Annotated in this window: 24 protein-coding genes and 9 tRNA genes; 28 read left to right on the top strand and 5 right to left on the bottom strand. The window is 30.7% G+C overall.

Annotation, left to right across the window (positions count from 1 at the left end):
* Positions 1 to 16 precede the first annotated feature (16 nt).
* From EJL03_RS11970 to EJL03_RS11960, 3 genes are all read left to right on the top strand, one after another.
* Positions 17 to 1,303, top strand: a complete 1,287-nt coding sequence (locus EJL03_RS11970; RefSeq protein ID WP_125154194.1) for an adenylosuccinate synthase — start codon at positions 17 to 19, stop codon at positions 1,301 to 1,303.
* Between the two features lie 146 nt (positions 1,304 to 1,449).
* Positions 1,450 to 1,635 (top strand): DUF1858 domain-containing protein, encoded by a 186-nt coding sequence (locus EJL03_RS11965; RefSeq protein ID WP_125154193.1) that lies wholly within the window; start codon positions 1,450 to 1,452, stop codon positions 1,633 to 1,635.
* A gap of 142 nt (positions 1,636 to 1,777) precedes the next feature.
* Positions 1,778 to 2,521, top strand: coding sequence for an acyl-[acyl-carrier-protein] thioesterase (locus EJL03_RS11960; protein WP_125154192.1), 744 nt, complete (start codon positions 1,778 to 1,780; stop codon positions 2,519 to 2,521).
* 67 nt (positions 2,522 to 2,588) lie between these two features.
* Here EJL03_RS11960 and EJL03_RS11955 read toward each other — a convergent pair whose 3' ends face one another.
* Positions 2,589 to 3,812 (bottom strand): BaiN/RdsA family NAD(P)/FAD-dependent oxidoreductase, encoded by a 1,224-nt coding sequence (locus tag EJL03_RS11955; protein WP_125154191.1) that lies wholly within the window; start codon positions 3,810 to 3,812, stop codon positions 2,589 to 2,591.
* A 182-nt stretch (positions 3,813 to 3,994) separates the two neighbouring features.
* Between EJL03_RS11955 and EJL03_RS11950 the strand changes: the two genes are divergently transcribed.
* The 11 genes from EJL03_RS11950 to EJL03_RS11900 all read left to right on the top strand — a co-directional run bounded on the left by EJL03_RS11950 (position 3,995) and on the right by EJL03_RS11900 (position 6,202).
* Positions 3,995 to 4,375 carry a CoA-binding protein gene (locus tag EJL03_RS11950; RefSeq protein ID WP_125154190.1) on the top strand — a complete coding sequence of 127 codons (381 nt, stop codon included), beginning with the start codon at positions 3,995 to 3,997 and terminating at the stop codon, positions 4,373 to 4,375.
* A gap of 7 nt (positions 4,376 to 4,382) precedes the next feature.
* Complete coding sequence (locus EJL03_RS11945; RefSeq protein WP_125154189.1) at positions 4,383 to 5,198, top strand: pyruvate, water dikinase regulatory protein; 816 nt, start codon at positions 4,383 to 4,385, stop codon at positions 5,196 to 5,198.
* A gap of 144 nt (positions 5,199 to 5,342) precedes the next feature.
* A tRNA-Glu gene (locus EJL03_RS11940) sits at positions 5,343 to 5,417 on the top strand.
* An 11-nt stretch (positions 5,418 to 5,428) separates the two neighbouring features.
* Positions 5,429 to 5,504: transfer RNA gene (locus EJL03_RS11935), tRNA-Val, on the top strand.
* 110 nt (positions 5,505 to 5,614) lie between these two features.
* Positions 5,615 to 5,689: transfer RNA gene (locus tag EJL03_RS11930), tRNA-Glu, on the top strand.
* 12 nt (positions 5,690 to 5,701) lie between these two features.
* Positions 5,702 to 5,777: transfer RNA gene (locus EJL03_RS11925), tRNA-Val, on the top strand.
* Positions 5,778 to 5,784: 7 nt separating this feature from the next.
* Positions 5,785 to 5,861: transfer RNA gene (locus EJL03_RS11920), tRNA-Asp, on the top strand.
* Between the two features lie 5 nt (positions 5,862 to 5,866).
* Positions 5,867 to 5,942, top strand: a tRNA-Thr gene (locus tag EJL03_RS11915).
* A gap of 16 nt (positions 5,943 to 5,958) precedes the next feature.
* A tRNA-Glu gene (locus tag EJL03_RS11910) sits at positions 5,959 to 6,033 on the top strand.
* Between the two features lie 10 nt (positions 6,034 to 6,043).
* Positions 6,044 to 6,119 (top strand) — tRNA-Val (locus EJL03_RS11905).
* Between the two features lie 6 nt (positions 6,120 to 6,125).
* Positions 6,126 to 6,202, top strand: a tRNA-Asp gene (locus EJL03_RS11900).
* A gap of 50 nt (positions 6,203 to 6,252) precedes the next feature.
* Here the strand turns inward: EJL03_RS11900 and EJL03_RS11895 are convergent.
* Together EJL03_RS11895 and EJL03_RS11890 are read right to left on the bottom strand one after the other, a co-directional pair.
* Positions 6,253 to 7,227, bottom strand: coding sequence for an ATP-binding protein (locus EJL03_RS11895; RefSeq protein WP_125154188.1), 975 nt, complete (start codon positions 7,225 to 7,227; stop codon positions 6,253 to 6,255).
* Complete coding sequence (locus EJL03_RS11890; RefSeq protein ID WP_125154187.1) at positions 7,220 to 8,203, bottom strand: DnaD domain protein; 984 nt, start codon at positions 8,201 to 8,203, stop codon at positions 7,220 to 7,222. The genes EJL03_RS11895 and EJL03_RS11890 overlap by 8 nt, the downstream gene beginning before the upstream one ends.
* 168 nt (positions 8,204 to 8,371) lie before the next feature.
* On the opposite strand from EJL03_RS11890, the gene EJL03_RS11885 reads away from it, so the two are divergent.
* The 14 genes from EJL03_RS11885 to EJL03_RS11820 all read left to right on the top strand — a co-directional run bounded on the left by EJL03_RS11885 (position 8,372) and on the right by EJL03_RS11820 (position 21,082).
* Positions 8,372 to 9,178, top strand: coding sequence for a M23 family metallopeptidase (locus tag EJL03_RS11885; RefSeq protein WP_125154186.1), 807 nt, complete (start codon positions 8,372 to 8,374; stop codon positions 9,176 to 9,178).
* Between the two features lie 166 nt (positions 9,179 to 9,344).
* Positions 9,345 to 10,418, top strand: a complete 1,074-nt coding sequence (locus EJL03_RS11880; RefSeq protein ID WP_125154185.1) for an NAD(P)H-dependent flavin oxidoreductase — start codon at positions 9,345 to 9,347, stop codon at positions 10,416 to 10,418.
* Entirely contained in the window at positions 10,411 to 10,866 is a 456-nt protein-coding gene (locus tag EJL03_RS11875; protein ID WP_125154184.1) for a MarR family winged helix-turn-helix transcriptional regulator, read from the top strand. Before EJL03_RS11880 ends, EJL03_RS11875 begins: the two co-directional genes overlap by 8 nt.
* Before the next feature lie 14 nt (positions 10,867 to 10,880).
* A complete protein-coding gene (locus EJL03_RS11870; RefSeq protein ID WP_125154183.1) occupies positions 10,881 to 11,873 on the top strand; it encodes a beta-ketoacyl-ACP synthase III in 993 nt (330 codons plus the stop codon).
* A gap of 36 nt (positions 11,874 to 11,909) precedes the next feature.
* Positions 11,910 to 12,131, top strand: a complete 222-nt coding sequence (gene acpP, locus EJL03_RS11865; RefSeq protein ID WP_125154182.1) for an acyl carrier protein — start codon at positions 11,910 to 11,912, stop codon at positions 12,129 to 12,131.
* A gap of 15 nt (positions 12,132 to 12,146) precedes the next feature.
* Entirely contained in the window at positions 12,147 to 13,085 is a 939-nt protein-coding gene (fabK, locus tag EJL03_RS11860; RefSeq protein ID WP_125154181.1) for an enoyl-[acyl-carrier-protein] reductase FabK, read from the top strand.
* A 27-nt stretch (positions 13,086 to 13,112) separates the two neighbouring features.
* Positions 13,113 to 14,063: an ACP S-malonyltransferase gene (gene fabD, locus EJL03_RS11855; protein WP_125154180.1), complete on the top strand. Its 951-nt coding sequence runs from the start codon at positions 13,113 to 13,115 to the stop codon at positions 14,061 to 14,063.
* A 28-nt stretch (positions 14,064 to 14,091) separates the two neighbouring features.
* Entirely contained in the window at positions 14,092 to 14,844 is a 753-nt protein-coding gene (fabG, locus tag EJL03_RS11850; RefSeq protein ID WP_125154179.1) for a 3-oxoacyl-[acyl-carrier-protein] reductase, read from the top strand.
* Positions 14,845 to 14,871: 27 nt separating this feature from the next.
* Positions 14,872 to 16,113 carry a beta-ketoacyl-ACP synthase II gene (fabF, locus tag EJL03_RS11845; RefSeq protein WP_125154178.1) on the top strand — a complete coding sequence of 414 codons (1,242 nt, stop codon included), beginning with the start codon at positions 14,872 to 14,874 and terminating at the stop codon, positions 16,111 to 16,113.
* Entirely contained in the window at positions 16,113 to 16,613 is a 501-nt protein-coding gene (gene accB, locus EJL03_RS11840) for an acetyl-CoA carboxylase biotin carboxyl carrier protein (RefSeq protein WP_125154177.1), read from the top strand. The genes fabF and accB overlap by 1 nt, the downstream gene beginning before the upstream one ends.
* Positions 16,614 to 16,627: 14 nt before the next feature.
* Positions 16,628 to 17,056 (top strand): 3-hydroxyacyl-ACP dehydratase FabZ, encoded by a 429-nt coding sequence (fabZ, locus tag EJL03_RS11835; protein ID WP_125154176.1) that lies wholly within the window; start codon positions 16,628 to 16,630, stop codon positions 17,054 to 17,056.
* A 4-nt stretch (positions 17,057 to 17,060) separates the two neighbouring features.
* The gene (locus EJL03_RS11830; protein WP_125154175.1) at positions 17,061 to 18,401 is read left to right on the top strand and encodes an acetyl-CoA carboxylase biotin carboxylase subunit; all 1,341 of its coding nucleotides are present in this window, start codon (positions 17,061 to 17,063) and stop codon (positions 18,399 to 18,401) included.
* An 11-nt stretch (positions 18,402 to 18,412) separates the two neighbouring features.
* Positions 18,413 to 20,155, top strand: a complete 1,743-nt coding sequence (locus tag EJL03_RS11825; protein WP_125154174.1) for an acetyl-CoA carboxylase carboxyltransferase subunit alpha — start codon at positions 18,413 to 18,415, stop codon at positions 20,153 to 20,155.
* A gap of 39 nt (positions 20,156 to 20,194) precedes the next feature.
* Positions 20,195 to 21,082, top strand: a complete 888-nt coding sequence (locus EJL03_RS11820; RefSeq protein ID WP_125154173.1) for a selenium metabolism-associated LysR family transcriptional regulator — start codon at positions 20,195 to 20,197, stop codon at positions 21,080 to 21,082.
* A gap of 30 nt (positions 21,083 to 21,112) precedes the next feature.
* On the opposite strand, the gene EJL03_RS11815 is transcribed toward EJL03_RS11820, so the two are convergent.
* Both EJL03_RS11815 and EJL03_RS11810 read right to left on the bottom strand, forming a co-directional pair.
* Positions 21,113 to 21,313: a hypothetical protein gene (locus EJL03_RS11815; protein WP_125154172.1), complete on the bottom strand. Its 201-nt coding sequence runs from the start codon at positions 21,311 to 21,313 to the stop codon at positions 21,113 to 21,115.
* Positions 21,314 to 21,401: 88 nt separating this feature from the next.
* Entirely contained in the window at positions 21,402 to 22,613 is a 1,212-nt protein-coding gene (locus EJL03_RS11810) for a S8 family serine peptidase (protein ID WP_125154171.1), read from the bottom strand.
* Positions 22,614 to 22,741 lie beyond the last annotated feature (128 nt).

Here is a 22,741-nt window from a genome sequence, read left to right as displayed (position 1 = left end):
TTAAGGAGGAATTTTTATGTCAGCATATATTGTATTAGGAGCTCAATGGGGAGATGAAGGGAAAGGGAAAATGACAGATTATTTGGCAGAGGATGCAGATATAGTTGTTAGATTTCAGGGAGGAAATAATGCGGGGCATACAGTAGAGGTGGGAGAGAAGCAATATAAACTTCATCTAATACCCTCAGGAATACTATATAAAAATAAAATAAATGTAATAGGTAATGGAGTTGTATTAGATCCAAGAGCATTATTTGAGGAAATGGATTATTTAAAGGACTTAGGAGTAAAAATTTCTCCCCAAAATTTAATTATAAGTGATAGAGCACAACTTATAATGCCTTATCACAAAGTTCTAGATGGTATTAAAGAAAGAGCAAGAGGTCATAAAGATATAGGAACTACAAAAAAGGGCATAGGACCTTGTTACACAGATAAGATGGAAAGAAGTGGTATAAGAATTTGTGATTTTATAAATGAACAAGTATTTAAAGAAAAATTAAAGTACAATATTGAAGATAAAAATAATATAATAAATCAGGTGTATGGAGAAGAAAAGTTACAATTTGATGAGATTTATAACGAATATATAATTTTTTCCAGGAAAATAAAACCTTTTGTAAAAGATACTTCAGTATTAGTATATAATTATATAAAATCAGGTAAGGAAGTTTTGTTTGAAGGTGCTCAAGGCACATTATTGGATATAGATTATGGGACTTATCCATATGTAACTTCGTCTAATACTATTGCTGGAGGTGTTTGCACGGGTGTAGGAATTGGACCTACGTTGGTGAACAGTGCAGTAGGTATAGCTAAAGCGTATACAACAAGAGTGGGGAAAGGACCATTTCCAACTGAATTAGATGATAGTACTGGGGAATGGATAAGAGAAAAAGGACATGAATATGGAGTTACTACAGGAAGAGCAAGAAGATGTGGTTGGTTGGATCTTGTTATTTTAAAAACTGCAGCAAGAGTATCAGGTTTAACTAGCTTTGCAGTTACAAAAATAGATACTTTAGCAGGATTAGAAAAAATTAAAATTTGTGTAGGTTATAGACTTAAAGGTAAAGTGATAGATTATGTACCTGCTAGTTTAGAAGATTTAGCAAAATGCGAACCAATATATGAAGAATTTCAGGGTTGGGATCAAAATATTGCTGACGCAAGAAATTATGATGAAATACCTGAAAATGCTAAATTATATTTAAATAAAATAGAAGATTTTACAAAAACAAAGGTATCAATAATATCTGTTGGACCACGAAGAAATCAAACTATAAAAGTAACGGAAATATAGTTTTCTAGTATGTTTTTCATACCTATGTATATAATAAGTATGTACTTGAAACTTTAATTGTAGTTAATTATAATATAAATATAAAAGTCGACTATACTTATATACTTTAACTGGTATTAAAAATATATAAAAGAGAGGTAGATAAAATGAAAATTACAAAAGATATGACTATAGGAGAAGTAATAAAGGAGAATCCACAGACAGCTGAAACTCTTCAGACATTTGGAATGGGATGTGTATTTTGTCCATCAGCCCAAGCAGAAACAATTGAGCAGGCTGCAATGGTTCATGGTATAGATTTAAATACACTTTTAGAAGCGTTAAATAAGTAATTAATAAAGAAAATCTGCAAGATATTATCTTGCAGATTTTCTTTTTAAAGTAAAAAAAAATGATATAATAAAAAGTGAGGAAATATATAGTAAAAACTATGGAGTATGTTTATTTATTAAAAATAAAAGATGAGGTGATATTTTGGGTAGTATAATAACAGAAAAGGAATATGAAGTTCATTATTATGAAGTAGACTGTAATAAAAATGCATTAATTACGGCTATAATGAATTATTTCGGAGATATAAGTACATATCAATCAGAACAAAGAAACAATGGTTTAGATTATATGAAAGATAATAATATAGCCTGGGTTTTATATAAATGGGATATATCAATAAATAAGTTTCCTTGTTATGGAGAAAAAGTAAGAGTGAGAACTATTCCCTATTCTTTTAGAAGATTTTATGCATATAGAAAATTTCAGATTTTAGATAGATATGACAACATAATGGTAGATGCTATATCTATATGGTTTTTAATTGATGCTGAAAAGAGAAAGCCTATAAGAATTCCTAAGAATATGTTTACAGTGTATGGGCTTACTGAAAAGGATAATAAAATATTAGATACACCTAAACTAATACCTACAGATGTTACAGATCATGAAAAAGTATTTAATGTAAGATATGAAGATATAGACACTAATGGACATGTTAATAATGTAAAATATATCTCATGGATAATGGAAACAGTACCAATAGAAATAGTTACTAATCATCGTCTTCAGAGAATTATAGTAGTATATGAAAAAGAAACTAAATATGGTGAAATAGTTAAAGTTAAAGCTCATATTGAAGAAGGCCGAGATGAAGTAGTATGTAAACATAAGGTTATAAATGAGGAGGGGCAGGAGCTTACTATAGCTGAAACATTTTGGGCATAATTTTAATTAGTTTAAAACAAAAATAAAATTTCTATTTTTGTTTTAAACTAATTAAGGATAATATAAGTTAAAGGTTATTTCCAACTATGTAACCACTACTCCAAGCCCATTGTAGATTAAATCCACCGCAGTCTCCATTTATATCTAAGATTTCACCAGTAAAGAATAAATTTTTTACTAGTTTTGATTCTAAGGAGTTGCTATTTACTTCTAGTGTATTTATACCTCCACAGGTTATTTGTGAATTTGAAAAAGAGTTAGTATCACAAACTTGAAAATTCCACTGTTTCAAAAGATTAAAAAGATTTTCTTTTTCTTCCCAAGTTAAATATATACAGGATTTATGTATGTCTGAGATAGTTGCTTCTTTTAATATTATGGGAATTAATTTTTTATTAATTACTCCTATTAAAGATTCCAGTACACTTCGATAATTGAATATTCCCCAATGATTTTCTAAAAAATTTTTTAAATCATGGTAAGACATGTTTGGCATTAAATCCAAATTTATAGTTATGGAATTATTTTTTTTAATATCTCTAGAAATTAAGCTACTAATTTGTAATACTGGAGGGCCAGACACTCCATAGTCTGTAAATAAAATTTCACCTAAGTATTCTTTTACAAAAGAATTATTATTATAAGCTGAAATAGCTCCTTGAAATTTTATTCCAGATAAAGCTTTTAAACGATTGTGGTTTAATTTTAATTGAACAAGACCTGGTACTGGGTCTATTATTTCATGACCTAGTTTTTTAGCTAAGTTAAAGCCTGATCCATCTGAACCAGTTTTTGGAGCAGAACATCCTCCGCAACTTAAAATTAATTTTTTACATTTAAATATTTCACCGGTTTGAGAAAAAAGAACAAAGGAATCATTTTCTATTTTTATGTCCTTTATTTTATTATTTAAATATACTGGTATATCACGTTCATATAAAGCCAGTTTAAGTATATCTAATACAGATGATGCTTGTAATGACATAGGATACATTTTACCTTCATCTAGTTCTATCAATGGTAATCCTAAAGAAGAAAAAAAGTTTATGGTATCTTCAAATTTAAATTTATTTAATATAGTTGAAAAAAAATTAGTGTTACTTGAATGAAATTTAGAAGAATCCATATTTTTATTAGTTATATTGCATCGACCATTACCAGTGGTTAATATTTTTTTACCAATTCTATCACAGCCTTCTATAAGGCCTACATCTAAATTTTTATCTTTAGCTGCTACCGCAGCAATAATTCCGGAAGCACCAGCTCCTACTATAATAATATCGTGATACAAATAATATCTCCCCTTTATTTTACTTTCCTTTATTGTATTTTACCTACTTTAATTATTATACACAAAAAAAATCATTTTAAATGTGTAAATGTGGATAAATATTTTTTATAAGTTGTGGATAAATATTATCATTCGTATTAGGTAATTATATAATATATAATATAAAAATAGGAGGATATTTTATGGAAGCGCAAGAATTATTGGAGTATAGAAATTGGGTAGTTGTAGGAGATGTATTAAATGAACAAAAATATGCTTATAGAATATTAAACACACTAAAGCAGAGTGGGTTTAATGTGGAAGGGGTTAATCCTAATAGTGGGGTTATATATAATTCATTGACACAAATAAATTATAAGATAGATGTTATAGATCTTTGTATAAATCCTATAGAAGGTCTAAAAATTATACAAGAAGCTAATTTATTAAGTATAAATAAAATATTAATACAACCAGGAGCGGAAAGTGAAGAGTTATTGAGTTTTTGTAAAGAAAAAGGTATTATAGCTATAGAGGGATGTGTGTTAGTAGAACTTTCCTACTATAAAAGAAAGAAGAGGTAAAATAACCATGCTAACTATTTATGCCGTATCTGATTCAATAGGAGAAACTGCTGAACAAGTAGCCAGGGCTACAGCTTGTCAATTTTCCGAAATGGTTGAGGTTAGAAGAATACCCTACATTAAAAGTTTCGAAGATGTAGATGATTTTATAAATGGTATAGAGTATCCACTTGAATCAATGATAGTAACAACAGTTGTTCTTGTTGATATAAGGGAATTTTTAGTAGAAAGATGTATAGAAAGAGGAATTAGAATTATAAATGTACTGGGTCCATGTATCGGGACAGCCTCTAGAATACTAAATAAAATGCCTGATTATAAACCAGGTGCTGTATGGAATATGGATTCGCAGTATTTTAAAAAAATTGAAGCTATGGAGTTTGCTATGCAGTATGATGATAGCAAAGATTATGGTGGAATTAGACATGCAGATGTTATTTTAATAGGACTATCTAGGACATCTAAGACTCCTTTGTGCATGTATTTAGCAAATAAAGGAATAAAGGCTCTTAATATTCCACTTATGCCTGAAGTACCTATTCCAGAAGAATTATTTAGTATAGATAGTAAGAAAATTATAGGACTTACTATAGATCCAATGAGATTAATAGAAATAAGAAGGCATAGAATGGACAAATTTAACAGGTTATCCTCTGAAATACAATATGCCAATGCAGAAAGAGTATTACAAGAGTTAGAATTTGCTGATAAAGTAATGAAAAGATTAAGATGTAAAATAATTGATGTTACTAAAAGAGCTATAGAGGATACAGCTTTACTTATAATGAAGTCTATAGGATATAATGGTGTTAAAGATCATTAAAATTAAATTAAATATATAAGAACTAATGATGTACGAAATAAAACTTTTTTCATATTTTAAAAAAAGTTTTTAAAAATATGTTGACACTTTATGAAATATCCTGTATTATATAATTCGTTAGGTCACTGAAGTGGTCTTAGACATGGCCCCTTGGTCAAGCGGTTAAGACACCACCCTTTCACGGTGGTAACATGGGTTCGATTCCCGTAGGGGTCACCAATATAATTTATGGGCGCATAGCTCAGCTGGGAGAGCATCTGCCTTACAAGCAGGGGGTCACAGGTTCGAGCCCTGTTGTGCCCACCATAAATTAGATTAATATTACTTAATTTATAGTAATTTGAAAATCAACAAAGTTTTTAAAAAAAGTGTTGCAAACTGTAAAAAAGTATGGTAACATATAGCATGTAAAACATGGCCCCTTGGTCAAGCGGTTAAGACACCACCCTTTCACGGTGGTAACATGGGTTCGATTCCCGTAGGGGTCACCAATATAAATTTGTGGGCGCATAGCTCAGCTGGGAGAGCATCTGCCTTACAAGCAGGGGGTCACAGGTTCGAGCCCTGTTGTGCCCACCACAAATTTGGCCCAGTGGCTCAGTTGGTTAGAGTGCCGGCCTGTCACGCCGGAGGTCGAGGGTTCGAACCCCTTCTGGGTCGCCAATAATGCTGGCATGGCTCAATTGGCAGAGCAGCTGACTTGTAATCAGCAGGTTGTAGGTTCAAGTCCTATTGCCAGCTCCATTTAAAAATTTAATAAGGCCCCTTGGTCAAGCGGTTAAGACACCACCCTTTCACGGTGGTAACATGGGTTCGATTCCCGTAGGGGTCACCAAGATAATTATGGGCGCATAGCTCAGCTGGGAGAGCATCTGCCTTACAAGCAGGGGGTCACAGGTTCGAGCCCTGTTGTGCCCACCATAATTTGGCCCAGTGGCTCAGTTGGTTAGAGTGCCGGCCTGTCACGCCGGAGGTCGAGGGTTCGAACCCCTTCTGGGTCGCCAAATGATAAAAAAACATACATCATATGATGTATGTTTTTATTTATTACTTTTTAACCTTTAAAATTTAATTTAACTCTTACGTCATCTCCAAAGAATTTATGTAATGTAAAGTTACCAAATAAACGCGAAGATACCCTTTCAGAGTAGGTTTTTAACAGTTCTTCTATACGGAAATTAGTAGAAATTATCATTTTCTTTCTTTTAAGTAGTTTTCTATTCAATAAATTAAAAAATTCTGATTTAGAGAATTCACTTAAAGGTTCAGTACCTAAATCATCTATTATAAGAAGATCACAATTTATAAGTAAATCTTCTAAGTCTATATCAGAATTAAATCTTATTTGTTTCAAATCTGTTATTAAGTCTACAGCAGTTCTATAAACAACCATATATCCTTTATCTAAAAGTTCTTTTGCTATACAGTTAGATAAAAAGCTCTTTCCAGTACCAGAGCTTCCGTAAAATAACAAATTTTCCTCTGTGAATTGGAAGTTATCTATAAAACTCCAACATTTTGATACTATTTCCTCCATATTTTTTCTTGGACTTTTTGGTTCCTGAGGAGATTTTTGTGGAGAGAAAAAATTAAAATTAAAATTAGAGAAATTATCTTTTTTTAATACACAACCTAGTTCAGAATTATTATATAGTATTTTATTTAAATTATATTTAAAACACTTACATTTTTTAGTACCTATAAATCCTGTATCCTTACATTTAGTGCACTTATAGTTAAACTCTAAGTAGTTTAAAGGATACCCATATGACACTAATAATTCAGATTTTCTCACTCTTAAATCTGTAATTTTTTCTTTTGTATTATTTATATATTTTTCTAAGTTATCTTTTCTTTTTATTATATTTAAAGACATGTCTAAGGAAAGCTTAGCAATTTGATTTTCTATACCGATTATTTCTGGTACTTTTTCTTCTATTTCTGCTCGCCTAAGTTGAAGAGCTTTTTCTTCTTTATCTCGCAGCATACTATATATTTTTAGAACTTCTTGTTGATAATTTTTAGTCATTATTATCCCATCCTAACAGTTTTTTCTCTAATTCGTCAAAATTATAGTCTCTTTGTTCATAGCTATTAAAGCTGTCTAACTTTGTTTTGAAAGAATTAGCAGGTTTTTTAAAGGATATTTTTTTACTATCTTTTTTATCGATATCCTTTAATGATTTAAGTCCATCTTTATTCCAGCTGTTTAATATACCATCAATGTATCTAAAATCGGCTTTATTAATTCTTTGAAAACATATGTCACAGGCCTTTTGAATAACTTCTATTGGGAAATTATAAGTTGATATCCACTTAGTTAGCATATCCTCTTGGGGTTTCATAACTTCTGCGTCCTTTAGTCCTAAATAGTTCAAAATTTTTCTGATATTACTCCATTTATCTTCTCGTTTCTTTATAAAACTTTGAGCATCTTCTACAGTTTTGATATTAGCATCATGCCAGGCAATAGCTATAGTTTCAATGTATCTAATGTCTGTTTTACCTTTTGAAACACAATATTGAATTAAAAGTAAAATTATTTCAGGTAAAAATGCATAATCTTTAATCCAGCTAATATATAAAGTCATTTCTTTTGTAGATAAAGGTCTTGCAATAAGTTTCTCTATATCTTGTAACATATCTTTTGTAGAATTATTGTTTAATTCATCTAATAGATTAACTTCATTTTCTTGAACTGAGTAATCATTGGATAAATCTAAAAATTCTATAGTAAAATTGCCCATCTTATCAACAGGAATCATTTTAATAACGCCTTCACTATCCCAATAAGTCCATGCATTTACTACATCAGTTTCTAATAGGTGTAAAGTACTAGCCATTATTGATGAGTTAACACCTAATTCACCAGAAACACAATATTTTAATCCAAGTAGGTATACTTTTACAAATTCACCTCGGGCTTTAGGCATATATTTGTCTATAAAGGTATTACTTACAGGAGTGTATTTAAAATTATTATTTTTAAATACAAAAGTACTCATACCTAATCCCTCCCTTTAAATATTATAATTTAGTTTATATCACTTAATTATATCAAAGTGTATTTGTTATCTCAATAAAGTATTTTCTCAAATTATAATTTATCCAAATTTGGGTAAAATAAATAAGGTATTGCGTGTATAATCTAGAATTAAAAAGAGGAGATAATAATGTTTAAGAAAGTAAAAAAAATAAAAATCATTATTCTATTAAGTATAATAATTTTTACCACAGGATTCACAATTATTAGTATAGACAAAATTTATGAATATAAAGCTAATATAGAAACTTATAATAAAATAAAAGAATTAACAAATGATGAGAAAAACTTATATGATGCAATTATAGTAAAATCTGATGGTAAAGATATAGCTATACTTAAAAGTGAGAGTGAAATAAAACAACTTATAGATGGTGTAAAACAAGAATATATTAAATTAAATGAATTAAGTGATAATACTTCAGTAAAACTTAAAAGTAAGATTACTTATTATAGAACTAAGATATATGCTGAAAAAATTAAAGGAGTAAAATATTATGTAAGTGATATAGTAGGAGGCAGCGGTGATAAATGGAGTATTAAATTTTCTTATAATAGTAATATTAATAAAGAACAAGCAACGGTGGTGTCAAGAGGAGCGGTGTCTTCTGGATTTGGTATGAGATGGGGAAGAATGCATAATGGAATAGATTTAGCGGCACCAATGGGAACACCGATATATGCTGTTTTATCTGGTAAAGTAATTTTTTCAGGATGGCAAAATGGATATGGAAATGTGGTTAAAATAGATAATGGAGATAATATTGTAACTATATATGGTCACTGTAGCAAGTTATTTGTAAAGGAAGGTCATACTATAGAAAAAGGAAATAAAATTGCGGAAGTAGGGAGTACAGGCAGAAGCACAGGACCACATGTTCATTTTGAGGTAAGAAAAAATGGAGTGCCACAAAACCCAGAAGGTTACTTAAAATAATTAATTATAGATAAAATGGGGGTATATAGCTAAATTTATAATATACTCACATTTTATTTATTAATAAAATATAAATTGTGAATATTCTATATTGACAATGAAAAATTTTAAGTATATACTTTGACTATCAAAATATTTGATAATCAAAAAATAAGGAGGAGATTATATGAAGATATCTCCTTTGCAAATTGGAGATTTAAAAGCGACAATCCCTATTATTCAAGGTGGTATGGGTGTTGGAGTTTCCCTTTCAAATTTAGCTTCTGCTGTTGCCAATGAAGGTGGTATAGGCATAATATCAGGAGTTCAAATAGGATTTAGAGAACCAGATTTTGAAACCAATACCAAAGAGGCTAATATTAGAGCATTGAAGAAAGAAATGAAAAAGGCTAAGGAATTATCTCCTATTGGTATTATAGGTGTAAATTTGATGGTGGCCATAAATAATTATGATGAAATGGTAAAAGCAGCGGTAGAATCAGGAGCAGATATCATAATATCAGGGGCAGGCCTTCCTACGAGTTTACCTAAATTTGTGAAAGGAACTAATACTAAAATAGCACCTATAGTTTCTTCCGGGAAAGCTGCAAAAGTTATTTGTAAACTTTGGGAAGGAAGATTTTCCTATTTACCTGATTTTATAGTTGTAGAGGGTCCAGAGGCTGGAGGTCATTTGGGGTTTAAAATGAATGATCTACAGGAGGATAAAAAAATAAATCTTGAAAGCATAGTTAAAGATGTTTTAAGTGTTATTAAAATATTTGAAGAGAAACATAACAAAAGAATACCTATAATAGCTGCAGGTGGAATTTATACCGGTAAGGATATAGCAAAGTTTATAAAACTGGGTGCATCAGCTGTACAAATAGGTACTAGATTTATATGCACTGAGGAATGTGATGCAGATAAAAAATACAAAGAGGCATTTATAAAATGTAATGAAAATAATATTAAAATAATAAAAAGTCCAGTTGGACTCCCAGGAAGAGCTATAAATAATGAGTTTGTACAGCGTGTATCTAAGGAAAAAGAAGAAGTAAATAAATGTTTTAATTGTTTAAAAAAATGTGATCCAAGTTCAACCTTATATTGTATATCAAAAGCTTTAATTAATGCGGCTAATGGCAATACTAAAGATGGACTAATTTTTACAGGAAGAAATGGATATAAAATGGAAAAAATTATTACGGTAAAACAGCTTATAGATGAGCTTGTTGAGGAAGTGAGGAACTATGAGTAAATCTATACACGTTTTAAATGAATTATTAGTGGATATATTTAATGATATCTTAACAATAGAACAAAATGCCCTTCAGTCAGGGGAACTTAAGGATTTATCTGTAACAGAAATCCATACTATCGAGGCTATAGGAATGTATATTCAAAGAACTATGACTGAAGTAGCCTCTGATCTTAAAATTACAGTGGGAACACTTAGCACTGCAATAAATCATTTGGTTAGAAAAGGATATGTGGAAAGAGTAAGATGTGAAGAAGATAGAAGAATAGTTTATATAAAACTTACTAAAAAAGGGAAATTGGCATATAGAATTCATGACAAATTTCATAAAGATATGATAAAAGCAACTATATCTGGATTATCTGACGAGGAAGAGGACATTCTTATAAGTTCTATGGAAAAGTTAAATGACTTTTTCAAAAATAATTATGACATAGTAGATAAATAAAAGGAGACATTAACATGAGAGAGGTTAAAATAGTAGCTACTGGAAGTTATGTACCAGAAAAAATTTTGACTAATGATAAGCTTTCAGAGGTTATAGATACAAATGATGAGTGGATAAAAAGTAGAACAGGAATTTCTAAAAGAAGAGTGTCTATTAATGAAAATACTTCTGATATAGCTACAAAAGCAGCTATGGATGCCATATATAAGTCAGATATAAAGGTAGAAGATTTGGATCTTATTATAGTAGGAACAGCAACTCCAGATTGTTATACCCCATCTACCGCTTGCATTGTTCAAAAAAATATAGGAGCAGTAAATGCTACATGTTTTGATATATCAGCAGCATGTTCTGGATTTATATATGCGGTTAATATAGCATGTGAATTTATTAAAACTGGAAGTGCAAAGAAAGCTTTAGTAATAGGTGCTGAGGTTTTGTCAAAAATATTAGATTGGAATGATAGAGGTACCTGTGTACTTTTCGGAGATGGAGCTGGTGCTGCTATATTAAGTTCTAGTGATAAAAGTGGCATAATGGCAATTTATACTGGGTCAGATGGTAGTGGTGAAAATCTACTAAAGTGTAATGCGGCTTCTTTGGGCATCAATAATAATAGTCTAAGTATTATGTTGAATAAAGACAAATATGAGGAAAATAACTTTTTGACTATGGAAGGAAGGGAGATATTTAAATTTGCTGTTAGGATTATAGAAGAAAGCATAAAAAAACTTTTAGAAATGTCTAAATTAAATATGGATGATATTGACTATATAATTCCACACCAAGCAAATTTAAGAATTATAGATTTTGTATCAAGAAAACTTAATATAGATAAAAATAAATTTTTTGTAAATTTACAAGACTATGGTAACACATCTGCAGCTAGTATTCCTATTGCTTTAAATGAAATGAGTAGAAAGGGATTATTAAAAAAAGGAGATAGAATACTTATGGTTGGTTTTGGAGGAGGACTTACTTGGGGTGGAGCCATAGTAAAATGGTAATTTGAATAAAATATTTAATAATATAGGAGGTATAAAATGATTTTTGAAAAAATAAAGAAAATTATAACCGAACAACTTAGTATAGAAGGGGGAACTATAACACTTGATACTTCTTTTGAGGACTTAGGAGTAGATTCTTTAGATTTATTTCAGATAGTAATAGAAATTGAAGAAGAGTTTGATATACAGATAGAGGATGCTGAAACAATAAAAACCGTAGGAGATGCAGTTAAGTTTGTAGAGATTAAGACTGCTTAATAAAGGAGGCAATTTATGAGAAAAAATTCTTTCTGTAATATGGCAGGAATAGATTATCCTATAATTCAGGGAGCAATGGCGTGGATTGCGGATAGTTCATTAGCTGCTGCAGTATCAAATGCAGGGGGCTTAGGAATAATTGCATCTGGAAATGCACCGATAGAGATAGTTAAAAATGAAATCAGAAGGGCAAAAAAATTAACAGATAAACCTTTTGGAGTTAATATAATGCTTTTAAGTGATAATGCCAAGGAAGTTGCAAAGCTTGTGTGTGATGAGGGAGTAAAAGTAGTTACTACAGGTGCAGGAAATCCAGGTAAATATATTGACATGTGGAAGGAACACGGGGTTAAAGTTATACCTGTAGTAGCCTCTGTTGCTTTAGCTAAAAGGATGGAAAGAGCAGGTGCAGATGCTGTAATAGCTGAAGGTTGTGAAGCAGGTGGACATATAGGGGAACTTACTACTATGGCATTAGTACCTCAAGTTGTTGACGCTGTAAATGTTCCTGTAATAGCAGCAGGTGGAATAGGAGATAAAAGAGGTGTTGCTGCAGCATTTATGTTAGGAGCAGAAGGTGTTCAAGTTGGAACTAGATTTTTAGTTGCAAAGGAATGTACAGTACATCCAAATTATAAAAATAGGGTTATAATAGCAAAAGATATAGACACTGTAATTACTGGAAAGAGTACAGGGCATCCTGTAAGAGTTTTAAGAAATAGACTTTCTAGACAATTTCAATTGTTAGAAAAACAAGAGGAGCCAATTGAAAAATTAGAGGAACTTGGAAAGGGTGCATTAGTAAAAGCGGTTAAAGACGGAGATATCCATAATGGATCAGTCATGGCAGGTCAAATAGCAGGTCTTATTTCTAAGGAAGAAACCTGTGAAGAAATAATAGAAGAAATGTTTGATTTAATTGGTCTTAAGGAGAAATTATCGGAACTAATATAAAAACAATTAAAAGAATGGAGAGTCATTATGGAAAATAAAAGGAATATTGCATTTTTATTTCCAGGCCAAGGAGCACAATATGTTGGTATGGGAAAAGAAATGTATGAAAATTTTCCTGAATGTAGGGAAGTATTTCATAAGGCAAATAGTGTTTTAGGATTTCGTATTTCAGATATTTGTTTTAATGGACCAGAATCAGATTTATTGAGAACAGAGTTTACCCAACCGGCTATTTTAACTACTAGTATAGCTATGCTTAACTTAACTTTATCTAAAGGAATAAAAGCAAAAGTGGTAGCAGGATTAAGTTTAGGAGAGTATTCTGCAATGGTTTGTAGTGGGATGTTAGACTTCCATCAGGCAGTTAGGTTAGTTAAAAAAAGAGGAAAGTTTATGCAAGATGCTGTACCTGAAGGTATTGGTGGAATGGCAGCTATAATAGGTCTTAAAGAAAATAAAATAAATGAATTATGTAACGAGGCTTCTAAAAGAGGAAAAGTTGAACCAGCTAACTACAATTGTCCTGGACAAATAGTTATAGCTGGAGAAATATCTGGATTAGAATATGCCTGCCAAATTGCAAAATCATATGGGGCGTTAAAAGCTATGATGTTAAAAGTTAGTGGTCCTTTTCATAGTTCTATGCTAAAAAATGCTTCAGAAAAATTAGGAAAAGAATTAATAAATATAGATTTTAAAAAAGGAAATACTAAACTTATAACTAATGTTACAGGGGATTATTTAGATGAAAGTATAATAAAAGAAACATTAAAAAAACAGGTGATGACATCTGTAAAATGGGAGCAGACTATAAGATGTATGATTAGGGATGGCATAAATACTTTTGTTGAAATAGGACCTTCAAAAGTTTTAAGTGGATTTGTGAAAAAGATAAATAGAAAAGTTGAAGTTTACAATATTGAGGATATAAAGTCTTTACATAAAACATTATATGCTTTATGTAACAATGGAGTTTAAATTTAAAAAGTTGGAGTGAAGAATTAGTATGGGAAAAAATATATTAAAGGGCAAAACAGCATTAGTTACAGGGGGGAGTAGAGGCATAGGTAAGTCTATCGCTATAAAGCTTGCAGAAATGGGAGCTAATATAGTCTTAAATTATAGAAGCAATGTTTCTGCGGTGGAAGAAGTAATAGATGAAATAAAGAGTTTTGGAGTAGAGGCTGTTGCTATACAAGGAGATGTTAGTAATTTTAAGGAATCTGAAAATCTAGTTAGGGAAACATTTGAAAAATTTAATTCACTTGATATATTAGTTAACAACGCGGGGATAACAGCGGATGGGCTGCTTATAAGAATGAAGGAAGTAGATTTTGATAAAGTTATACAAGTTAATTTAAAGGGTGCTTTCAATTGCATAAGGCATGTGGCCCCTATTATGGTAAAGCAAAGGAAAGGTAAAATAATTAACATATCATCGGTAGTTGGTATAACTGGAAATGCAGGGCAAGCCAATTATGCTGCTGCAAAAGCTGGTATTATTGGACTTACAAAATCCGCAGCAAAGGAATTAGCTTCAAGAAATATAAATGTTAATGCTGTAGCTCCTGGTTTTATAGAGACGGATATGACTAAAGTATTATCTGATAAAGTTAGACAGTTAGCATTAAATAATATTCCACTAAAAAAGTTTGGAAAAGGTAAGGATATAGCAGAAGTAGTAGGGTTTTTAGCTTCAGATAGCTCAGAATATATAACTGGTCAGGTTATAAATGTTGATGGAGGAATGGTTATCTAAATAACTTATTAAAAAGAGGTGTTAACGGTGAAAAATAGAGTTGTTATTACAGGACTTGGATCTATAACTCCAATAGGAAATAGTGTAGAAAGTTTTTGGAATAGTTTAAAAAATGGGATTCATGGGATAGATTTTATAAAATGTTTTGATACAGAAGATTTTAAAGCTAAACTTGCTGCAGAGGTAAAGGATTTTAATCCAGAAGAAATTATTGAAAAAAGAGAAGCAAAAAGAATGGACAGATATTGTCAATTTGCTATAGCAGCAGCTACAGAGGCAGTAAAAGATGCAGATTTAAAATTAGACATGATTAATAAAGAAAAATTTGGAGTAGTAGTAGGATCAGGAATAGGTGGAATAGGAACTATAGAAAAGCAAAATAAAGTATTGCTTGAAAAAGGTCCTAATAGAGTTCATCCTTTGTTTATACCTATGATAATAAGTAATATGGCATCTGGAAATATAGCTATAAAGTTTGGTGCTAAAGGAGTGTGTACGAATATAGTTACAGCTTGTGCAACGGGAACTAATTGTATAGGTGAGGCATATAAAATGATACAAAATGGTATTGCAGATATTATTATAGCGGGAGGGGCTGAAGCTTCAATAACTCCATTATCTATGGCGGGTTTTATTTCTCTTACAGCTTTAAGTAAAAGTAAGGATCCTAAAAGAGCATCTATCCCATTTGATAAAGACAGAAATGGATTTGTAATGGGAGAGGGGGCTGGCATAGTAATACTTGAATCACTAGAACATGCTAAAAGGAGGAATGCAAAAATTCAGGCAGAGATAGTTGGCTATGGATCTACCTGTGATGCTTATCATATAACCTCTCCAGCTCCGAATGGAGAAGGAGCAGCAAGAGCTATGAATATAGCTTTAGATGAAGCTAAAATAAAACCTAAAGATATTTCTTATATTAATGCTCACGGAACGAGTACAGAGTATAATGATAAATTTGAAACTCAGGCTATAAAATCAGTGTTTAAAGATTTTGCCAAGAGTGTACCTATAAGTTCAACTAAATCAATGACAGGTCATCTTTTAGGAGCTTCAGGGGCAATAGAAGCAGTAGCATCAATAAAAGCTATAGAGAATAAATTTATGCCACCTACTATAGGATATACTGTAATAGATGAAGAATGTGATTTAGATTATATTCCTAACGTAGGTAGAGAAAAGGAATTAAATTACGTTATGTCCAACTCTTTAGGATTTGGCGGGCATAATGCGGTTATTCTATTTAAAAAATGGAGTGAATGTTAATGGATTTTAAGGAAATTACTGAATTAATAAGGGTTATGAGTGAGTCAAAAATAAACAAATTAGAAATTGAAGAAAATGGAATTTCTATCAAAATGGAAAAATCTATTGATAAGATAAGTATTAGGAAGACTAATAATATAGATAATGAATTAGACTACGTTATAAGGGATAAAGAAAATATAAGCAATAGTTTGGAAGAAGGTGGTGAGATTTATAAAGAACATATAGAAGATAAGTTGGATATAGAAGGGGAAGAATGTATTGGTAGCATAATATCACCAATAGTTGGAACATTCTACGCAGCTCCAGCTCCTGATAAAGATGATTTTGTTCAAGTTGGAAGCTTTGTAAAAAAAGGGGATACTCTTTGTATAGTAGAAGCTATGAAGCTTATGAATGAGATAAAATGCGATTTAGATGGAAAAATAGTAGAGATATTAGTTAAAGATGGTGAGATGGTTGAATATGGTCAAGAATTATTTAAAATAATAAAAGATTAGTAGGAGTGAATAAGATGAGTTCTTTAAATATTGAAGAAATAATGGATATATTACCTCATAGATACCCATTTTTATTAGTAGATAAAGTTGAAGAATTAGAACCTGGGATAAAAGCAGTTGGGTATAAGAATATCACAATAAATGAATATTTTTTTCAAGGTCATTTTCCAGGAGAACCTGTTATGCCTGGTGTTCTTATAATAGAGGCATTGGCACAGGTTGGGGCGATAGCCATATTAAGCTTAGATGAATTTAAAGGTAAAATTGCTTATTTTGGAGGAATAAATAAAGCAAAATTCAGAAGAAAAGTTGTACCAGGGGATACATTGAAATTAGATGTAGAATTAATCAAAGCTAGAGGAAGAGCTGGTATAGCAAGTGCTGTGGCTACCGTTAATGGAGAAAAGGCAGCAGAGGCAGAAATTATGTTTATGATAGGGTGATAAAATGTTTAAAAAAATATTAGTTGCAAATAGGGGAGAAATTGCAGTTCGGATTATAAGAGCATGTAGAGAGATGGGGATAGAAACTGTAGCTATTTACTCTACAATAGATAAGGATGCATTGCATGTACAGATGGCTGATGAATCTGTATGTGTGGGACCCTCGGCTCCTAGGGATAGTTATTTAAATATAAAAAACATACTAAGTGCCACTGTATTAACTGGTGCAGAAGCTATACATCCAGGGTTTGGTTTTTTATCAGAAAACAGTAAATTTGCACAAATGTGCGAGGAATGTAATATAACATTCATTGGACCTAGTTCCAACGTTATTGATAAAATGGGTAATAAATCAAATGCAAGAGCTATGATGATTGAAGCAGGGGTGCCTGTAATACCTGGCTCCGAAGAAACATTACAAGATGATGAAAATACTATAAATATGGCTAGAAAAATTGGGTATCCTATTATGATTAAAGCTTCCGCTGGGGGCGGTGGTAGAGGAATAAGAATTGTAAAAAATGAAGATGAAATTCTAGATGCATATCATACTGCTAAAATAGAGGCTAAAGCTTCTTTTGGGGATGATACAATGTATATGGAAAAATATTTAGAAAATCCTAGACATGTTGAATTTCAAATATTATCTGATAATTATGGCAATGTAGTATATTTAGGTGAAAGGGACTGTTCTATACAGAGAAGAAATCAGAAAGTATTAGAGGAGGCACCTTGTCCTATAATGACGGATGAATTAAGAAAAAGTATGGGGGAGGCTGCAATAAGAGCAGCTGAATATATAAAATATAGAAATGCAGGAACTATAGAATTTTTATTGGATAAACACAACAATTTTTATTTTATGGAGATGAATACAAGGATTCAAGTTGAACACCCTGTTACGGAATTTATTACAGGTATAGATTTAATAAAAGAGCAAATAAAAATAGCAGCAGGAGATAAATTGACATTAACACAAGATAACATAAAAATTAATGGGCATTCTATAGAATGTAGGATAAATGCAGAAGATCCTAGTAAGGGATTTATGCCTTGCCCAGGGACTGTTAGTGAATTATTTATTCCTGGAGGGTTAGGAGTTAGGGTAGATAGCTTACTTTATGATGGTTATACAATACCACCTACTTATGATTCAATGATAGCTAAATTAATAGTTCACGGAAAGAATAGAGAAGAAGCAATTAATAAAATGAATAGGGCTTTGGGTGAGTTTTTGATTGAAGGTGTAAAAACAAATATAGATTATCATTTTACTATAATAAATAATGAGGAATTTATAAAAGGAATTTATGATACTGGTTTTATTGGCAGAAATCATGATTAGGAGATGATTAGGTGTTTAGAGGACTTTTTAAAAAGACAAAGTATATGACGGTAAGTGCCGAAAAATTAAATACTTATATACCTAAACAAGAAGTTCAAAAGCCCAATATACCAAATGGAATGTGGGTGAAATGTGATAAATGTAGTCAGATAATATATACTAAAGACCTTAGAAAAAATAATCATGTTTGTGTTTTTTGTAAACATCACTTTAGATTGTCTGCCAAGGAAAGGATTGAGCAGGTAATTGATGATAATACATGGATAGAATTAGATAAGGATATTATATCCGGTAATCCATTAAGTTTTAAAGGATACGAAAAAAAGATTAAAGACTTAGAATGTAAAACAGGGATAAAAGAGGCGGTTGTCACTGGTATTGGAGAGATTAAGGGAGAAAAAATAGTATTATGTGTTATGGATAGTAATTTTTTTATGGGAAGTATGGGATCTGTGGTTGGAGAGAAAATAACTAGAGCTATTGAAAAGGCTACAGAAGAAGAACTACCTATAATAATATTTACTGCGTCTGGTGGAGCAAGAATGCAGGAAGGAATGTATTCCTTGATGCAAATGGCGAAAATTAGTTCAGCACTTTCCAAATTAAATGAAAGAGGACTTTTATATATATCAGTACTTACAGATCCAACAACAGGAGGAGTAACAGCTAGTTTTGCTATGCTTGGTGATTTAATATTATCTGAACCGGGAGCTTTAGTTGGTTTTGCAGGAAAAAGAGTTATAGAACAAACTATAAAGCAAAAACTTCCTGAGGAATTTCAAAGTGCAGAATTTTTGTTAGATCATGGTTTTATAGACAAGATTGTGCCTAGAAAAGATATGAAACATATATTAGCGAATATAATAGCCATACATAGGAGGAAACCACCTAATATAAGTTTAAATAAATTTGAAAATAAAGATAGTGTAGGTTTAAATCACATTAAGCATAAAGTTTTAGAACCATGGGATAAAGTAAATATGGTTAGAAAGATAGAAAGACCTACAGCCTTAGATTATATAGATAGTATTTTTGATAACTTTATACAGCTACATGGGGATAGATATTTTGGAGATGATAAATGTGTAGTGGGTGGAGTAGGGTTTTTAAATGGTAAGCCCGTTACTGTAATTGGGCAACAAAAGGGAAGGGATTTAAAAGAGAATATATATAGAAATTTTGGAATGCCAAATCCAGAAGGATATAGAAAAGCTTTAAGACTTATGAAACAAGCTGAAAAATTTAATAGACCAATAGTTTGTTTTGTAGATACGCCGGGTGCATTTTGTGGAATAGGGGCTGAGGAGAGAGGACAAGGGGAGGCTATTGCGAAAAATTTAATTTCTATGGCATCTTTAAAAACTCCAATTGTATCTATAGTTATAGGAGAAGGAGGAAGCGGGGGTGCATTGGCATTAACTGTAGCAGATGAAATATGTATGTTAGAAAATGCTGTTTACTCTATTTTATCACCTGAGGGTTTTGCTAGTATACTATGGAAAGATGCTACAAAGGCAAAGGAAGCTTGTAGCATAATGAAAATAACTGCTGAGGATTTAAAAGAGTTTAGTATAATAGATAAGGTAATAAAAGAGCCCTATGGAGATGCCAGTAAAGATAAAATTACTATGTCCTCTATTATAAAAAGTAACTTAGTTACTTCTATTAATGAATTATTAAAGTTAAATATGGATGATTTATTAAATAAAAGATATAATAAGTATAGGGAAATAGGAAAATATATAGAAGGTTAACAGGAGTATCTGTTAACTTTTATTTATAGTGGTGATGAAATGAATGATAGAAAACTAAAAGTATTTTATGAAGTAGCAACAAAACTTAATATGACGGAAGTATCACAAAAACTTTATATAAGTCAACCGGCGGTGAGTCAGACTATACAAGAGCTGGAGAGAGAATTAAATTTAAAATTATTTGACAGAATAGGAAGGAAATTGTTTCTAACTCATGAAGGAGATATATTTTTAGGCTATGTAAGAAGGATATTAAACATATATGATGAAGCAGTAGATACACTAAGAGATAATAACTCTCTTGAAAATGGTAAAATGAAAATAGGAGCAAGTACTACTATAGGTATATATATATTACCTGAAGTTATAGGGAAATTTATTAAAAATTATAAAAATATAGATGTTTCTATTGCCATAGAGAATACTAAAATTATATCAGATATGATTGTTAATAATGAAATAGATTTTGCATTAGTGGAGGGTCCTATCTATGAACAGGATATAAAGATAAATAGTTTTTGTGAAGATGAACTAGTTATTATAACTTCTATGGACCACTTATGGACAAAAAATCCTATGATAGATATACATGAAATAGGAAAAGAAAAAATTATAATGAGAGAAAATGGAAGTGGTACAAGAGAAGTTTTTGAAAATATTTTAATTACTAATAATGTAAAATACAATATGGCATTTCAATTGGGAAATACGGAGGCTATTAAAAAGGCTGTGGAGGCAGGATTAGGAATATCATGTATTTCTTATAGATGTGTAAAGGATGAAGTAAAGTTAGGAAAAATTAATGTGGTGAAAATAAAGGATATAAATATAAAAAGAGAGTTTAGTTTAATATATCATAGAGATAAATATTTATCCAAACTCATTACGACTTTTATAGATTTTGCAAAAAAAGAAATAGATAAGTAGAAAAAGGTCACTTTTATGACCTTTTTCTACTTATCTATTTATTGGAGGGGTAAATGTTCTTTTGGATAGTTCTGAATCTAACATGAATATACCGGAGGAATTATCTTTTATTCGTTCTAATTTTTTTATTATAGATGAAAAATAAGCTTGCATAGCTAAATATATATTTTCAGAAAACATTTGAAAGTTTATTTCATCATTCATAGCTCTATTTAAATTATTACTTAACATAAAATTTAACTCTCTTTTGTTTATATACATTAGTATAATATAATTAATTTCTAATAGTAATTAAAATTATTTAATAATTTACATTGTCTTATGGGAGCAATTTATTTAAATCTATCATTCCACGCCCTTGAACCCATTTAGATATATCTAGCATTTCACAAGATATTTTGAATAAAGATAGAATATCTGTAAATGTTAGATTAGGATTATTTTCATATAATAAAGAACACACACCTGATATATAGGCTGCAGCACAGGAAGTACCAGTATAACAAGTATAAGGTGTATTCAAAGGCCTAGGGTATAGTTTGACGCCATTTTTTTGGGATATATAATTAGTGTTTGAGTTTAATGAATAAATATTCACGCAGGCTGCAGATAAATCTGGTTTTTCCACTTTATTTATTGGACCAGAAGATGAGTTAGGATAAGGTTTTATAATAGAAGAAGTGGTATCTAACCCACCAACAGTAATACAAGTGTTTAGTGTGGCAATGCCCTGCATGGAACATTCACTGTTTCCATTATGGCCTGAAGGAACAATAATAACCATACCTTTATTTATGGCTATGGAAAATAGTTTATTAAATAAGGATAATATAAAACTATTATTAGTAGTAAGTTCAAAAGGTAAGCAAATTACCTTTAAGTTAAAATCTTCTTGTTCATTTGTTAGAATATCAATAGCAAATAATATGTCTGATATAAATCCTCTACCAATGTTATTGAAGGCTTTAATGGCAAAGATAGAGGCATTTTCTGCTATACCTTTATATATTCCTTTTGAGCAGTAGCCATTTCCACAAATTAAACCACATATAAAAGTTCCATGACCGTTATCATCATAAGGGTATTTATAGTCATTTATTAAATCTAAAAATTTTTTTATTTTGCTATGAGGATGGATTAAATCAGGATGTGGGTAAACGCCGCTATCTACTATTCCAATGCCTATACCTTTTCCCGTAAGTTTATATCTTTCCTGATACATAATTTTATTAGATCTAAGTACGCCCATTCCATCAGTGTTATCATTGCATAAAAAAGCAAAATCATCTAATTCTATATAATCTATACTTGGCAACTCTAATAGTCTTTCTATAATTTTTGGGGATACTATAGCGCATATACAACTTATAGAGTCTATACAATAAATGACTTCTCCACCATTTCCTTTAATTTTGGATTTGATTTTTTCTTGTAAGATTTTACAGCTAATTAAAACTCTAATATGTTTATAGTATTTATTATGGACTATTTTTTTCAAATCAGCACTTATTCTAGTTTTAAATCCAAACATAGAGTACTCCTTATAAATTATTCCATTATATATTATAAGCATTTATGGTATTAAATGTGATGGAAATTAAGAAACTTAAGGAATTTTTAATTATTATAAAAATTGGTATTATTTGAGAAAGTTTGGTA

The organism is Clostridium rectalis (assembly GCF_900626095.1).
Lineage (GTDB): Bacteria > Bacillota > Clostridia > Clostridiales > Clostridiaceae > Clostridium_AS > Clostridium_AS rectalis.
Note: the sequence above shows the minus strand (reverse complement) of the source record. Positions and strands in the feature narration are given on the sequence as shown.